This is a genomic window from Serratia sp. MYb239 (assembly GCF_002966855.1).
GTDB lineage: Bacteria > Pseudomonadota > Gammaproteobacteria > Enterobacterales > Enterobacteriaceae > Serratia_B > Serratia_B rhizosphaerae.
Genome location: NZ_CP023268.1, coordinates 4,295,129 through 4,311,308 on the forward strand (window position 1 = coordinate 4,295,129; position 16,180 = coordinate 4,311,308).

At 60.7% G+C, this 16,180-nt stretch carries 12 protein-coding genes; 7 read left to right on the forward strand and 5 right to left on the reverse strand.

Annotated features, from left to right (window positions below):
* Positions 1-23 precede the first annotated feature (23 nt).
* The 4 genes from CLM71_RS20530 (at position 24) to CLM71_RS20545 (ending at position 3,896) form a co-directional block, all read left to right on the forward strand.
* Complete coding sequence (locus CLM71_RS20530) at positions 24-764, forward strand: NADPH-dependent oxidoreductase (RefSeq protein ID WP_105232647.1); 741 nt, start codon at positions 24-26, stop codon at positions 762-764.
* Between the two features lie 3 nt (positions 765-767).
* Positions 768-1,931: an alcohol dehydrogenase gene (yqhD, locus tag CLM71_RS20535; protein WP_105232648.1), complete on the forward strand. Its 1,164-nt coding sequence runs from the start codon at positions 768-770 to the stop codon at positions 1,929-1,931.
* Between the two features lie 397 nt (positions 1,932-2,328).
* Complete coding sequence (gene dkgA / locus CLM71_RS20540; protein WP_105232649.1) at positions 2,329-3,150, forward strand: 2,5-didehydrogluconate reductase DkgA; 822 nt, start codon at positions 2,329-2,331, stop codon at positions 3,148-3,150.
* Between the two features lie 143 nt (positions 3,151-3,293).
* A complete protein-coding gene (locus CLM71_RS20545) occupies positions 3,294-3,896 on the forward strand; it encodes a transglycosylase SLT domain-containing protein (RefSeq protein WP_105232650.1) in 603 nt (200 codons plus the stop codon).
* A gap of 64 nt (positions 3,897-3,960) precedes the next feature.
* Here the strand turns inward: CLM71_RS20545 and CLM71_RS20550 are convergent, their stop codons facing one another.
* Together CLM71_RS20550 and CLM71_RS20555 are read right to left on the reverse strand one after the other, a co-directional pair.
* Positions 3,961-6,138 (reverse strand): YgiQ family radical SAM protein, encoded by a 2,178-nt coding sequence (locus tag CLM71_RS20550; protein WP_105232651.1) that lies wholly within the window; start codon positions 6,136-6,138, stop codon positions 3,961-3,963.
* A gap of 92 nt (positions 6,139-6,230) precedes the next feature.
* A complete protein-coding gene (locus tag CLM71_RS20555; RefSeq protein WP_105232652.1) occupies positions 6,231-6,968 on the reverse strand; it encodes a GntR family transcriptional regulator in 738 nt (245 codons plus the stop codon).
* 210 nt (positions 6,969-7,178) lie between these two features.
* On the opposite strand from CLM71_RS20555, the gene CLM71_RS20560 reads away from it, so the two are divergent.
* From CLM71_RS20560 to CLM71_RS20570, 3 genes are read left to right on the forward strand one after another with little or no spacing between them, the layout of a single operon-like run.
* Positions 7,179-8,195 carry an ADP-ribosylglycohydrolase family protein gene (locus tag CLM71_RS20560; RefSeq protein ID WP_105232653.1) on the forward strand — a complete coding sequence of 339 codons (1,017 nt, stop codon included), beginning with the start codon at positions 7,179-7,181 and terminating at the stop codon, positions 8,193-8,195.
* 9 nt (positions 8,196-8,204) lie between these two features.
* A complete protein-coding gene (locus CLM71_RS20565) occupies positions 8,205-9,602 on the forward strand; it encodes a cytosine permease (protein ID WP_105232654.1) in 1,398 nt (465 codons plus the stop codon).
* Positions 9,603-10,535 (forward strand): PfkB family carbohydrate kinase, encoded by a 933-nt coding sequence (locus CLM71_RS20570; protein WP_105232655.1) that lies wholly within the window; start codon positions 9,603-9,605, stop codon positions 10,533-10,535.
* A 654-nt stretch (positions 10,536-11,189) separates the two neighbouring features.
* Here the strand turns inward: CLM71_RS20570 and ftsP are convergent.
* The 3 genes from ftsP to parC form a co-directional block, all read right to left on the reverse strand.
* Positions 11,190-12,605, reverse strand: a complete 1,416-nt coding sequence (gene ftsP, locus CLM71_RS20575) for a cell division protein FtsP (RefSeq protein ID WP_105232656.1) — start codon at positions 12,603-12,605, stop codon at positions 11,190-11,192.
* Between the two features lie 133 nt (positions 12,606-12,738).
* A complete protein-coding gene (locus CLM71_RS20580) occupies positions 12,739-13,473 on the reverse strand; it encodes a 1-acylglycerol-3-phosphate O-acyltransferase (RefSeq protein WP_105232657.1) in 735 nt (244 codons plus the stop codon).
* A 238-nt stretch (positions 13,474-13,711) separates the two neighbouring features.
* Positions 13,712-15,985 (reverse strand): DNA topoisomerase IV subunit A, encoded by a 2,274-nt coding sequence (parC, locus tag CLM71_RS20585; protein WP_105232658.1) that lies wholly within the window; start codon positions 15,983-15,985, stop codon positions 13,712-13,714.
* Between the last annotated feature and the right edge of the window lie 195 nt (positions 15,986-16,180).

The following is a 16,180-nucleotide window of genomic DNA, read 5'->3' on the forward strand; positions in this document are numbered from 1 at the left end:
AAACCGGATAAGGCAGCATGACCATGAACCAGACCATTGACCTGCTGACGTCGCATCGCAGCGAGCGCAGCTATCTCGACCAGCCGATCGCCGATGAGGTGCTCGACAGCATTATCGCCGCCGCCCATCTGGCGCCGACGTCGGTCAACTCCCAGCAGGTTTCGCTGGTTGTCACCCGCGACCCTGCCCAGCGTGCGCGCATCGCCGAGATTGCCGGCGGGCAGGCGTGGATCGCCAAAGCGCCGGTGTTTATCACCGTGGTGCTGGATATGCACAAAACCCGGCTGGGCATCGCCATGGGCGGCCAGCAGCAAACCGCGCACCAAAGTATTGAGAGCCTGATCTCCGGCAGCACCGACGTCGGCATCGCGCTGGGCGCGCTGATGACCGCCGCCCGCTCGCACGGGCTGGGCATCGTGCCGATCGGCGGCATCCGCCGCGACCCTCAGGCGCTGATTGAACTGCTGCAGCTGCCGGAGCTGACCTTCCCGGTCGCCGGGCTGGTGATCGGCCATGTCGATCAGGGCACACAGCAGAAACCGCGCCTGCCGATCGACAGTTTCCGCCATGAAGAACGCTATCAGCGCGAAAATCTGCCGGACGCCATCAAGGCCTATAACCAGACGCTGAGCGACTACTGGCAGCAGACCGGTCGCGCGGACGGCGACGACTGGAGCCGCAACACCGCCAGCTATTACCAGCATATCTATTTCCCGAATGTGCTTCCCGCCATTCAGCAACAAGGCTTTAAACTGGACAAATAAACCATGCAAAACTTTATTCTCCACACCCCAACCAAAATTCTGTTCGGTAAAGATCAAATTGCCGAGCTGGGCCAGCAAATCCCGGCCGACGCCCGTATTCTGATTACCTACGGCGGCGGCAGCGTGAAGAAAAACGGCGTCCTGGATCAGGTGCACGCCGCGCTGCAGGGGCGCAGCGTCACCGAGTTCGGCGGTATTGAGCCGAACCCGACCTTTGAAACGCTGATGAAAGCGGTCGAGGTCGTGCGTGCCGAGAAGATTGATTATCTGCTGGCGGTCGGCGGCGGTTCCGTAGTGGACGGCACCAAATTTATCGCCGCTGCGGCGGACTACAGCGCCTCGTCTGACGCCTGGCACATCATGCAGACCGTCGGCAGCGAAATTACCCGCGCGGTGCCGATGGGCTGCGTGCTGACCCTGCCGGCCACCGGTTCGGAATCCAACAGCGGCGCGGTGATTACCCGTAAAAGCAGCGGCGACAAACAGCACTTCTTCTCGCCGCTGGTACAGCCGCAGTTTGCCGTGCTGGACCCGCAGGTCACCTACTCGCTGCCGCCGCGGCAGATCGCCAACGGCGTGGTTGACGCCTTTGTCCACACGCTGGAGCAGTATCTGACCTACCCGGTTGACGGCAAAGTGCAGGACCGCTTCGCCGAAGGCCTGCTGCTGACGCTGCTGGAAGACGGCCCACGCGCGCTGGCGGAACCGGAAAACTATGCGGTGCGCGCCAACGTGATGTGGAGCGCCACCATGGCGCTGAACGGCCTGATCGGCGCCGGCGTGCCGCAGGACTGGGCGACCCACATGCTCGGCCACGAGCTGACGGCGATGCACGGCCTGGATCACGCACAGACGCTGGCGATCGTCTTGCCGTCGCTGCTGCGGGAGAAAAAGGCGCAAAAACGCGACAAACTGCTGCAGTACGCCGAGCGCGTCTGGGGTCTGCGCGACGGCGATGACGACCAGCGCATCGAAGCCGCCATTGCCGCCACCGCCGAGTTCTTCGAAAAAATGGGCGTGCCGACCCGCATGGCCGACTACCAGCTCGACGGCAGCAGCATTCCCGCGCTGTTGGAAAAGCTGCGCGAACACGGCATGACCGCGCTGGGCGAGCATCAGGACATCACGCTTGACGTCAGCGAACGCATCTATCAGGCAGCGCGTTAATCGCACCCCGTCGATTTCCTGCTAGGCTTATAGGCCGGGCCGATCAATTTGCTGCGCCGTTGTCGTATGCCGTTGGCCGCCCGGTCTCACAATAACGTATTGCCTGCGCCCGGACATCCCGGGCGCTTTTCCCCGCGCCGACGGCGCCTCCGTCAGTCCCATTTTCGCCATTTGGCTTATTTACCGGAGGAGACGTATGACAACAGGTTCCGCAGGATCGCCGACGCACCGCTAACCCTCGGCCATTCTGAGAATTGCCAACGACCCCCGACGTATTGCCGTTGCGGCCAGGCCCGCACGCCGTTTACGCGCTGCAACTTCAACCGTGCAGGGTCTAAAATTAAAGCAAGCTTTCCGACGTAATGAACGTCGGCAATCAGGTCAAAAGGAGATACGCATGACAACGCAACCCATCATCAAACTCCACGATGGTAATCTGATGCCGCAGTTGGGTCTCGGCGTTTGGCAGGCGAGCATTGAAGAGACAGCCAACGCCGTGACGAAAGCGCTGGAGGTTGGTTATCGCTCCATTGATACCGCTGCCATTTACAAAAACGAGGAAGGCGTCGGCAGTGCGCTGCAGTCAGCCTCGTTGCCGCGCAGTGAACTGTTTATCACCACCAAACTGTGGAACGACGATCAGGGCGATCCGCAGGCCGCGCTGGAAACCAGCCTGAAGAAGCTGGGGCTGGACTATGTCGACCTGTACCTGATCCACTGGCCGCGGCCGTCGCAGGATCAGTATGTCGACGCCTGGCGCAGCCTCATCAAACTGCGCGAGCAGGGCCTGACGAAAAGTATCGGCGTCTGTAACTTCAATGTGCCGCACCTGCAGCGCCTGCAGGATGAAACCGGCGTCACGCCGGTGATCAACCAGATCGAACTGCATCCGCTGCTGCAACAGCGCCAGCTGCACGCCTGGAACGCCATGCACAACATCGCCACCGAATCCTGGAGCCCGCTGGCGCAAGGCGGCGAAGGCGTGTTCGATCAGACGGTGATCAAACATCTGGCGGAGAAGTATGAAAAAACCCCGGCGCAGATCGTGGTGCGCTGGCACCTGGACAACGGTCTGATCGTCATTCCGAAATCGGTCACGCCGTCGCGCATCCGCGAAAACTTTGCGGTGTTCGACTTTAAGCTGGATAAGGACGAGCTGGGCCAGATTGCCAAACTGGATATCAGCAAACGTCTGGGGCCGGATCCCGCCACTCTGTAAGACGCCCTCCCTCCTCGGCCCGCTGTATGCGGGCCTATTTTCGCCCCCGCGCACGTCATGCGGCTTTTGGTCAAAATCTTTGCCTGCCCGCCGGCGATGATGGCACTATCAATGTCTGACACTTTTCCACCGCACGGAGCACTATGAAATTTTCGATCGCCGCCTGTACGCGTCTGGCCATCCCGCTGGCGCTACTGATCCTCGCCGGCTGTTCCAGCAAGCACAAATCCGTCAGCTACGACCGCCACAGTTTTGATAGCGCCATCGCCGACGCCGCCGACGAGTACGACGTCGACGCCAAACTGATCGCCGCGATGATCCAGGTGGAGTCCGGCTTTAACCCGGAAGCGGTCAGCCGCTCCAATGCCGTCGGCCTGATGCAGCTGAAAGCCTCCACCGCCGGCTGCGACGCCTATCAGTTTAAAGGGAAAAGCGGCTGCCCGGACGATGACGACCTGCTCGACCCGGAGACCAATATCGATCTGGGCGCCGCCTACCTGGCTTCGCTGCAGCGGCAGCTGCGGGGGATTGATAACCCGGTGACGCTGCGCTACGCCACCGAAGTGGCCTACGTCAACGGCGCCGGCGCGCTGCTGCGCACCTTTTCCAGCAACCGCCGTCAGGCGGTCAGCATGATTAACAGCCTGTCTCCCGAGGCGTTCTGGTGGCACGTGCGCCAGCATCATCCGTCGGCGCAGGCGCCGCGCTATCTGGCGAAGGTGGAAGCGGCCTACGCCCGGCTGTAATCCGGCGAAAAAAATGCCGGTCAGCCTGCGCCGACCGGCATGATTAGCCCGTCCCGAACCGCGGTTACGCCTTGCCTTTGGCGCCGCCGTTACGGATCGCCTTGCGCGGCGGCCTGTTGGACGGTGAGCGCTGGCGCTGAATATCGCTGTGCCTGGTCAGCGCCGGACGCGCGCGGCGCTGCAGACGCTTGCCCTCGCGCTGTTCGTCAATGCTCGGCGCGGGCACCAGGCAGTCGCGGCGGCTGCCGATCAGGTGCTTCAGCCCCATCTCTTCCAGCGCGCTGCGGATCAGCGGCCAGTTGGCCGGATCGTGGTAGCGCAGCAGCGCCTTGTGCAAACGGCGCTGACGATCGCCGCGCGGGATAAAGACCTCTTCCGATTTATAGCCCACTTTGCCCAGCGGATTCTTGCCGCTGTAATACATGGTGGTGGAGTTCGCCATCGGCGACGGATAGAAGTTCTGTACCTGGTCGAGACGGAAGCGGTTTTTCTTCAGCCACAGCGCCAGATTGACCATGTCCTCATCCCGCGTGCCCGGATGTGAGGAGATAAAATACGGGATCAGGTACTGCTCTTTGCCGGCCTGCTTGGAGTAATGATCGAACAGCTGCTTGAAGCGGTCGTAGCTGCCCATGCCCGGCTTCATCATTTTCGACAGCGGGCCGGTTTCGGTATGTTCCGGCGCAATCTTCAGATAGCCGCCCACGTGATGGCTCGCCAGCTCTTTGATGTAGCGCGGGTCTTCCACCGCCAGATCGTAACGCACCCCGGAGGCGATCAGGATCTTCTTCACCCCTTCCAGCTCGCGCGCGCGGCGGTACAGCTTGATGGTCGGCTCATGGTTGGTATCCATATAGGTGCAGATTTCCGGATACACGCAGGAGGCGCGGCGGCAGGTCTGTTCGGCGCGCGGGTTGGTGCAGCGCAGCATATACATATTGGCGGTCGGGCCGCCCAGATCGGAAATCACGCCGGTAAAGCCGGGCACCTTGTCACGGATTTCCTCAATTTCACGGATGATCGAATCTTCGGAGCGGCTCTGGATAATCCGCCCTTCGTGCTCGGTGATCGAGCAGAACGAACAGCCGCCGTAGCAGCCGCGCATGATATTCACCGAGAAGCGAATCATGTCGTACGCCGGGATGCGCGCCTCGCCGTAGGACGGGTGCGGCACCCGCTGGTACGGCAGCGCGAACACGCTGTCCATCTCGTCGGTTTTCAGCGGAATCGCCGGCGGGTTGATCCACACGTAGCGGTCGCCGTGCTTCTGCATCAGAGCGCGGGCGCAGCCCGGGTTGGTTTCATGGTGCAAAATGCGCGAAGCATGGGCGTACAGAACTTTATCCGCCTTCACCTTTTCAAAGGACGGCAGCAGCACATAGGTTTTTTCCCACGGCTTCGGCTTAGCGGCGCGCACGGTGACCGGCTTGGCTTCCGGCTCCGGCTGAGCGCCGTCGGCACAGGGCAGATCCTCACCGTAAGGGTTGGGAATCGGTTCAATGCGCCCCGGCTTATCCAGACGGGTGGAATCCACCCCGCTCCAGCCCGGCAGCGGCGCCTTGCGCATCACCGCGGTGTTGCGAATATCGTGAATATCGGCGATCTTCTCGCCGGCGGCCAGGCGGTGCGCCACCTCCACCAGCGGACGCTCACCGTTGCCGTAGATCAGCATATCGGCCTTGGAGTCCACCAGCACCGAGCGGCGTACGGTATCCGACCAGTAATCATAATGGGCGATGCGGCGCAGGCTGGCCTCAATGCCGCCAAGTACGATCGGCACGTCCTTATAGGCCTCTTTACAACGCTGGGTATATACCAGCGTGGCGCGGTCGGGACGCTTACCGCCGACATTGCCCGGCGTGTAGGCATCGTCGTGGCGCAGTTTACGATCGGCGGTATAGCGGTTGATCATTGAATCCATATTGCCGGCGGTGATGCCGAAAAACAGGTTCGGCCTGCCGAGGCGCATAAAGTCCTCTTTATTGCCCCAGTCCGGCTGGGCGATAATCCCGACGCGAAACCCCTGCGCTTCCAGCATGCGACCGATAATCGCCATGCCGAAGCTGGGGTGGTCGACGTAAGCATCACCGCTGATAATAATCACGTCGCAGCTGTCCCAGCCCAATTGGTCCATCTCTTCACGCGACATCGGTAAAAACGGCGCGGTGCCGTAACATTCGGCCCAGTAACGCTTATAAGAAAACAGTTCACGATCCGGTTGGATCAGGCTGGTGGTGCTCATTCGACAGTGCTCTTTGCAGGTTAATTAATCGCCGGGCGGCGATTATACGCAGTATCAGCAAAAAGAGCAGGGTTATTTATTCGAACTTTCCGCTAGCTGCTGACTTCAAACTCATACACGTCGCTGCGGCACTGAACTTCACTGATCTCCAGCACTTCGCCCTGCGCATTGCGGCTGGTCTGCGTGACGAGCAACAGCGGCGCGCCGCAGGACACATTCAGCAAGCCGGCAACTTCATCGCTGCAGGCGATCGCCTTCAACAGAAAGTGCTTGCCCTCCGGCACGATGCCGCGCTCCTGCCACAGCGCGTAGAGCGAATGCTCCAGCCGCTCGGGATCGGGCAGAAAGCGTAGCGGAATATAGGTGGTTTCCAACGAAATCGGATTGCCGTCCGCCAGACGCAGGCGACGCAGCTTCACCACCGGCTCATGCTCGGACAGATTTAACGCCTGCGCGATCTCCGGCGGCGGCGTCACGCGCGTGCGCAGTAGCCACTGGTTACTGGCGGCGCTGCCGCTGCGCGTTATCTGGGCGGTAAATCCCCCCTGCTCCTGCGACAGCGAATAATCCATATACACCGCTACCCGGGTGCCCACGCCCTGTTGGCGTGAAATCAGCGCCTTCTCTTCCAGCAGCTTCAGGGCCTTGCTGACGGTGACCCGCGACACCGCCAACCGTTCGGCCAGCACGCGCTCAGGCGGCAGAAAATCACCGGCGGCCAGCCGGCGCTGTTTAATCGCCGCCTCCAGCGCTGTAGCCAACTGTATATAACGTGGTGCCGCAACGGCCTGAACCAACTGCTGGCGCAGCCACGCGCTAAAGTCATTCATCTGACTGCTCTCTTTAATTTGGGCGCCCCTCTCTGGCGTTAGCTTTTATCATATTTATACCGGTACGGGTAAGTTGTGCGGAGAATTGTGCAATGGATCTAGATTGGCATCACATTTTTGCCCTAATGGACTTTTATTGGATCCATTTTGCCACTATGGTGGTAACGTTGACGTGTTTAATTCAACATGCACCAACACCAGGGAACACCCATGACAATAAGAAAAAATCCCCACCTCGCCATCCTTGGCGCACTGTATGGTCAAGCCGCTGGCGATGCGATGGGGATGCCGTCGGAGCTGTGGCCGCTACGGCAGGTACGCGATTATTTTGGTTGGATCGATCGCTTCTTGCCTGGCCCGGACGAGAATATTGCCGCGACAGGTTTTATCGCCGGCGAATATACCGACGACACGCAGCAGGCAGTAGCGCTGATGGAGGCGCTACTCGCCGCTCACGGTAAGGTCGAACCCGAACGCATCGCCCACCACATCATGCTGTGGGCAGAACGGGTCGACGCCTTCAATAAAAACATTCTTGGCCCCACTTCCAAAGCCGCACTTAACGCCATCCGCGCCGGCCAGCCCATCTCGGAAATCAACGCCAACGGCGTAACCAACGGTGCCGCCATGCGCGTCGCGCCGCTGGGATGTCTGTTATCAACCAATGATTTAGGCTACTTTATGGATGCCGTGCGCCTGGCCTGTAGCCCGACGCATAAATCTGATATCGCCGTTGCCGGCGCCTTCGCTATTGCCTGGTCAGTCAGCCGTGCGATCGACGGCGACGACTGGAGCGCGATTAAACAGGCGCTGCCGCCATTGGTGGAACAGATGCAGCAACAGCAGATCACCACCTTCAGCCCGTCGCTGAGCCGCCGCATTCTGTGGGCGCTGGACGTGGCCGAAAGCGTACGGCCGCTGACGGACAGCGATGCGCTGGCTGAGATCTACCACACCGTCGGCGCCGGCATGGATACCATTGAGTCCATTCCCGCCGCGCTGGCGCTGGTCGAATTAGCGGACGGCGATCCGATTCGTTGCGCGCTGCTGGCCGCCAACCTTGGCGGCGACACCGACACCATCGGCGCGATGGCGACGGCAGTTTGCGGCGCGCTGCGCGGCATTGAGGCATTTCCGGCGCAATGGATTGAAACACTGAACCAGGCGAATCAGATTGATTTTCAACCATATGCAGCGGCTCTGGGGGCGCTGCGCAACCAAGGGTAAATCTGCAGCATGAGTGAAATAAACCGCAGTGAAACATGGAAAGTTGAAAGCACCGGCATCGATCTGGTGCCCGAGGCGGAGCAAACCGGTAAACCCATCGAGCTGTTCTGGGTATGGTCAGCGGCCAATATCGGCATCCTCGGCGTGGTTTACGGGGCGCTGATCGTCGGCTTCGGCCTGTCATTCCTGCAGTCTGTTCTCGCCGCGCTGGTCGGCGTCGCCAGCTTTGCGCTGGTCGGCTATACCAGCTTCGCCGGCAAACGCGGCCGCACCTCGACGCTGACCCTGTCGCGGGTCATCTTCGGTGTAAAAGGCAATATCGCCCCCACCGCCTTCAGTTGGATCAATCTGATGGGTTGGGAGGCGGTGAACGTCATCACCGGCACGCTGACGCTGGCGGCGCTGTTCCAGGCAATGGGGCTGGCGGAAAGTCCGCTGCTGACCGGCGTCAGCCTGTTGCTGTTCGGCGGCCTGACCATCGTCGTCAGCCTGCTCGGGCAAAATACCGTAGTCTGGCTGCAGACCTGGTTCAGCCGCATCTTCGGCAGCATGACGCTGGTCGTGGTGCTGTATATCGCCTTTACCACCGAATGGCAGCGCGTGCTGGCGCTGCCCGCCGGCAACTGGCTGACCGGCTTCCTGCCGGCGGTATCGATTATCGCCGCCGGCACCGGCATCGGCTGGGCGATTGCCGGCGCGGACTATAGCCGCTATCAAAGCCCGAAAAGTTCCAATAAAAGCATCTTCGCCGCGGTGATGGGCGGCGCCTGTCTGCCGCTGATGCTGCTGATGTTTACCGGTATTCTGCTGTCGGTGCAGTTGCCCGATCTGGCCTCTGCGGCCAACCCGATCGCCCTGATTGGCTCGGTGCTGCCGAGCTGGATGGCCATCCCTTATCTGCTGACCGCCACCGCCGGCATCGTCACCATTGCGGTGCTGAGCCTCTACTCCGCCAGCCTTAACCTGCTGACCATCGGCGTTAAGGTTAAGCAATCGCTGGCGGTATCGTTCGATGCGCTGCTGGTGCTGGCGATTGCCCTCTATGTGCTGTTCGTGTCCGGCGATTTTATGGGGCCGTTTATCGCCTTCCTGGTGTTCTGCGGCGTCTTCCTTGCCGCCTGGGAAGCGATATTCATCCTCGACTATCTGCGCCTGCGTCGTCATCATGGTTACGACGGCAATGCGCTGTACGGCCTGAACGGCCAAAATCGCGGCGTGCGTATGGTACCGCTGTGCTGCTGGTTCCTCGGCGCCCTCAGCGGGCTGATGGTCACCAAAAGCGGCTTTATCGACGGGCCGCTGGCCAAAGGCCTGTTCGCGGATTCCAGCCTCGGGCTGTTTGTTTCCTTCCTGGTTAGCCTTATCGCCTACGGCCTGTTTTTGGCCGCGGGCGGAGAACGTAAGTAAATGAGTGAGTTTTCTGCAGTAACGCCGGTATTAGTATTAGGCGGCGCCGTCGGCGATCTGGTCATGACGCTGCCGCGCCTGCCCGTCAGCGGCGAAGATATTGAAGCCCGGCCGCAGGGGCGGCAGATTGGCGGCTGCGCCTTTAACGTCGCCCGCGTGCTGTGCCGGCTGGACGTGCCGGTGGTCAACGGCATGCCGGTCGGCAACGGCGAGTGGGGCGTCGCCGTGGAAGCGGCGATGCAGGAACTGGGGCTGCCGGTTCTGCTGCGGCACGGACAGATGGATAACGGCTGGTGCCTGGCGCTGGCCGAGCCGAACGGCGAAAGAACCTTTATCACCGTCAGCGGCTGTGAAGCGCAGTGGAACAAGGCCCAGTTGGCAACCCTGCCGCTGACGCCGGAGACGCTGGTCTACGCCAACGGCTATGAGTTGGTGGGCGAACCGGGCGCCGCGCTGCGCGAATGGCTGACCCGTCTGCCGTTCGACCAATACCGGCTGATCGATCCCGGCCCGCGCGTCGGCCTGCTCGGCGAGGAATTTTTCGCCATGCTGAGCGACAGCCATACCCTGCTGACGCTTAACCGCGACGAAGTGGCGATCCTGTGCGGCGACGGCGACCCCGTCGACGCGGCGCAGCGCTACGCCGCCGCCCGCAATTTCACCCTGATTTGCCGCCTTGACAGCGACGGCGCCTGGATCTGCGACGGCAAACATCCGCCGCAGCATATCGCCGCCTATCCGGTTGAGGTGGTGGACACCATCGGCGCCGGCGACGCCCACTGCGCCGGCCTGCTCGCCGCCCTTTCCGCCGGCTGGCCGCTGCCGCAGGCCGTCGATCTTGCCAACCGCGTCGCCGCCTGCGTGGTAGCCAGCCGCGGCGCCGACGCCGCGCCGGACTGGGCGCAGCTACGCCAGCGCTTCCCGGAGGCATAGAAATCAGTCAGGCCTGCGGAGATATTTATAAGCAATGAGTAATAAGAATTGCCGTAAACGTACAGCATTTCTTTGTCACCACCGTGAACGGCAATTGCAGGGGCCGTAGGCGCGGCCCCTGCACCCGCGCCCGCGCTTAGACACGTTCTGCCCGCTGCGCGGGTACCCTCACGGCGTCACCGTCGCCGGGCGGGTCGGCTCTACAGGCATCCCTGCCTGTGCCGCCTCAACCGGACATCCCTGTCCGGTTGCCCCTGGCTCAGGTTCCTTGTTCGGCAGCCCGTGATGCGCGCTAAAGGTCAACACCCGAATCTGTTATCACCGGGTCTATTCAACTAATAATATTGAAATTAGTTAATCGATAATAAAAACGCTGAAAAGCTCAAGACAAAATAAAACCGCCATAATGGCGGTCCGAGGTTGATGACAAAGCCGTCTGATGGCCCGAGATACCCGGGCCTAGCATAACGAGGGGCACTCCGGCGGCTTACGCCGCTACGACCCCATCGCCACGCTCTCCCTAATAACTGACTTTATCAGCAGTCTGAACCGCCATAATGGCGGTCTTAAACGAGAAGTTACGAATCACATTCCCCATATCTCTGACTACAATACCTTTAGAGAGCCATTGACTGGTTAACGTTAACCGACAATTTACTGCGTCGGTTGCGCCACAAACTGCCCGGCGCTGCCGCGATCGGCCATCTCCAGCGTCTGGCTGTAATACAGGAACGGGAAGTGATCGTAGGACGGCTGGGTAAAGTGCACCACCAGCTCTACTTCGCCGTCGACCCAGACGGTGTCCTTCCAGCCGCGATCCTCGGCCATCGGCTGAGCGCCGTTCACGCTCTTCACCAGGAACTGTACGCCCTCGATATGGAAAGACTGCGGCGTATCGGCGCGGATCACCCAACGCTCCCAGCTGTCCTGCATGGTCTGCAGATCGATGCGGTTCACATCCCGCACCGCGCCGTTAATGCCCGCCACGTCATCACCCAGCCGGAACTCCCGCGTACGGCTGACGCTGCCGTCCAGCAGCTGATCCGAAAGCAGACGCATCGGCAGGTTGTCCGTCACCAACGGCAACAAACCGGTCGGCTTCAGCGTCAGCACCTGGGTGGACACCAGCAGGCTGGAAGGTTCAAACAGCCCGCGCAGGCGGTCCATAATGCCTGCGGCCTCCCCGGCGTTCAGCGTCACTTCTTCGCCCTTCGACATATCGATCAGCACCTCGCGCCGTTCACCGGGCGCCAGAGGAAGCTGCTGCACCGAGACCGGAGCAGGTAAAAAGCCCTGATCGCTGGCGATCACCGTCAGCGGACGGCCGTCGCTCAGCTGCAGCATATAGCGGCGCGAGTTGGAGGCGTTCAGCAAACGCAGGCGCACCCAACCACGAGAAACCTCAAGGTACGGGTTCTGCACGCCATTCACCAGCAGCGTGTCGCCGACGAAACCGCCCTGCGACGGCGGGCTGTATTCCGGCGCGCCGAAGTTATCCAGCCGCTTGTCCTGTACGATCAGCGGGAAATCATCCACGCCGTAGTGGTTAGGCAGCGGCAGCGACTTGCTGATTTCATCTTCTACCAGCCACATGCCGGCCAGGCCGTTATATACCTGCGGCGCCATGCGCTCCGGCGTGTTGGCATGATACCAGCAGGTCGCTGCTGCCTGACGAATCGGCAGCACCGGCGACCAGTCCACGCCCGGCGACATCAGCCGCGCCGCGCCGCCCGTCAGAGTGCCCGGCACCTGCAGACCGCTGACGGTCATGGATACCGGCTCCGCCAGGCGGTTGCTGTAAATCAATTTGACGTCGTCACCGCTGTGTACCCGTACCGTTGGCCCGAGGTACATGCCGTTAATGCCCCATGCGTTGGCCTTACGGTTGGCAACAAACGGCCAATGTGTGCGCTGCAGGGTTAAAAACAGCGGCTGACCGCGACGAGACTCCAGCAGTGGGGGAACCGGTAACGGGATTTGCGCTCCGCTCGCTTCAGCCCTCAGCGGCACGGCTCCCGCGCACAGCGCCAGACCCGATGCCTGAATGAACTGACGTCGACTGAGTGACATATTTTCTCCATGAAAACAAATACTAAACCGTATGCAAAAGCCCGGCGTCCGATAATGCCACTAAGCGTAGCATGAAGCCGGGCATTAACGACCCGCAGGCCGTTAAAAAGTCACCGCCGCCATTGGCAGAGAGTTATTTTCCGGCGGCCTCGCGCTGCGCCACCTCTTCGTCCAGCTGGGCAATTTTCGCCGCCATCAGCTCGCGGCAGTGGGTTGCCAGCTCACGCACCTGGTCTTTACCAAACTTCGTGGTATCGATCGGCTCCAGCATCTCTACAATCACTTCGCCGTTATTCAGGCGGTTCAGGTTGATTTTATTGCTGGTGTTCGACACGCAGATCGGCACAACCGGCACGCCGGCGGCGATCGCCGCATGAAACGCGCCGGTCTTGAACGGCATCAGGCCGCGACCGCGGCTGCGGGTTCCTTCCGGGAACATCCAGATGGAAATATCTTTTTTCTTAATCTGCTCCACCACCTGAGCGATAGTGCCGTGCGCTTTGGCCCGGTTATCCCGATCTATCAGCAGATTGCCGGTCAGCCAATACAGCTGGCCGAAAAACGGGATCCACACCAGACTTTTTTTCCCCACCGTCACGGTGCGCGGCTGCACGATATTGGACGCCGTCACCATATCGTAGTTGTTCTGGTGGTTGGCGATATAGATGCACTTGCCGTACTGCGCCGCGTCGGCCGGCTTACGGATTTCTACCTTTAAGCCGAATACCGTCGACAGGCGGCCGAACAGATGGCCAAACGTCGCCACGTGACGGGGATTGCGCGGGCTGAACAAACAGTAGATGGAACCGAAAATGCACACCAGAATACAGAACAGAGTGACGAAAACGGCACGCAAAATTAATAACATAACAACCTCATTAGCACACTGCCGACGCAGCATGATTCGCTGCGCAGATACCTTCCATCATTTTATTTGCGCGCAGGGCATCACGCCCGCTGGCGATGATACCCGGCCTGTTTGCTATTTTCCTGCCGGCCGGGCATCCGCACAATAAATTTATACGCAGAAATGTTAATTATTTGAAAATAAATACGGAAAGCGGTGAATTGCGCGGGCGTCGCCTGGGAAACGACGCCCGCCGAACTTACTCTTCGCTATCCCCGGCCGACGCGCGCGGCGGCATATCCACCTCGACGCGATCGATACGCTGCAGACCGCGCGGCAGCAGCGTACCTTTCCGCCCGCGCTCGGCACGGAATTTCTGCAAATCTTCCGGGCGCAGCGTCAGCTTGCGCTTGCCGACGTACAGCGTCAGCGACGTTTGCGGCGGCAGCACAAACAGCCAGGTCAGCTTGTCATCCCCTGCGGCCGCCTGCGCCGACGGAATAGAGACGATCTTGTTGCCCTTGCCTTTCGACAGCTGCGGCAGATCGGCCACCGGGAACATCAGCATGCGGCCCGCCTGGGTAATCGACAGCAGCATATCGTCGTCGCCGTAAATTTCCAGCGGCGGTAACGCCTTGGCGCTCTCCGGCAAGGTAATCATCGCCTTGCCGGCGCGGTTGCGCGCCACCAGGTCGTTGAAGGTGCACACGAAGCCGTAACCGGCATCGGAGGCCATCAGCAATTTCTGGTCGTCGGCGGCCATCAGCACCTGCTCAATGGTCGCGCCCGGCGGCGGTGTCAGTTTACCGGTCAGCGGCTCGCCCTGTCCGCGCGCCGACGGCAGCGTCAGCGGGTCAACCGCATAGCTGCGCCCGGTGGAGTCGATAAACACCACCGGCTGGTTGGTTTTGCCGCGGGCGGCGGCGCGGAAGCTGTCGCCGGCCTTATAGTTCATGCCGGCGGGGTCGATGTCATGGCCCTTGGCGCTGCGCACCCAGCCCATCTCCGACAGCACGATGGTCACCGGCTCGGACGGCACGAAATCGTGCTCGCTCATCGCCTTGGCTTCGCCGCGCTCGGCCAGCGGCGAACGGCGATCGTCGCCGTAAGTCTGCGCATCCGCCTGAATTTCTTTTTTGATCAGCGTATTCAGCTTGCGCTCTGACGCCAGCAGCGCCTGCAGCCGATCGCGCTCATTCGCCAGATCGTCCTGCTCGCCGCGGATCTTCATCTCTTCCAGCTTCGCCAAATGGCGCAGCTTCAGTTCAAGGATCGCTTCCGCCTGCGTCTCGCTGATGCCAAAACGCTGCATCAGCACCGGCTTCGGCTCATCTTCGCTGCGGATAATGTGGATCACTTCATCGATGTTGAGGAACGCGACCAGTAAACCTTCCAGAATGTGCAGACGCTTGAGCACTTTTTCCAGACGGTGATTCAGACGACGACGCACCGTATCACGGCGGTAGGCCAGCCATTCGGTGACGATTTCCACCAGCCCTTTCACCGCCGGGCGGTTATCCAGGCCGATCATATTCATATTGACGCGGTAGCTGCGTTCCAGGTCGGTGGTGGCGAACAGGTGATTCATCACCTGCTCCAGATCCACCCGATTAGAGCGCGGTACAACCACCAGACGCGTCGGATTCTCATGGTCCGACTCATCGCGCAGGTCTTCCACCATCGGCAGCTTTTTGGCGCGCATCTGGCTGGCGATCTGCTCCAGCACCTTGGCGCCGGAGACCTGATGCGGCAGCGCAGTGATCACCGCGCTGCCGTCTTCTTTTTTCCACACCGCACGCATCCGCACCGAACCGCGGCCGTTCTGGTAGATTTTGCGAATTTCGTCGCGCGGAGTAATGATTTCCGCTTCGGTCGGGAAGTCCGGCCCCTGCACAAACTCCAGCAGGTCATCCAGCGAGGCGCCCGGTTTTTCCAGCAGCGCCACGGCGGCGGCGGCCACTTCGCGCACGTTGTGCGGCGGGATATCGGTCGCCATGCCGACCGCGATGCCGGTGGTGCCGTTCAGCAGGATGTTCGGCAGACGCGCAGGCAGCATCTTCGGCTCCTGCAGCGTACCGTCAAAGTTAGGGATCCAGTCCACCGTCCCCTGTCCCAGCTCGGACAGCAGCACTTCGGCGTACTTCGACAGGCGGGATTCGGTATAACGCATCGCCGCAAAGGATTTCGGATCGTCCGGCGCCCCCCAGTTCCCCTGGCCGTCCACCAGCGGATAACGGTAGGAGAAAGGCTGCGCCATCAGTACCATCGCCTCATAGCAGGCGCTGTCGCCGTGCGGGTGGTATTTACCCAGCACATCGCCGACGGTACGCGCGGATTTCTTGAATTTTGCGCTGTTGTTCAGGCCCAGTTCAGACATCGCGTAGATGATGCGGCGCTGAACCGGCTTCAGGCCGTCGCCAATATACGGTAGCGCCCGATCCATGATGACGTACATGGAGTAGTTCAGATAGGCGTTTTCAGTGAATGTGTGCAGCGGTAAACGCTCTACACCGTCATGAGTCAGATCACTCATTACTCATTTATCCTCAGACCGTGGCATGGCAATCCCTAGACATTGGGGCAAAGGACTGTCGTTCACAAAAAAAAGCAGTGCCCGTGATTGCTCGTCGTTTGTTGCCCGCGATAGTACCTTATCTGGCCGTATGCTGTCACAGCATTGTCGGTATTGCGGGCGATGTTGACCGCCGCTAGCCGGCGGATTGTTGCT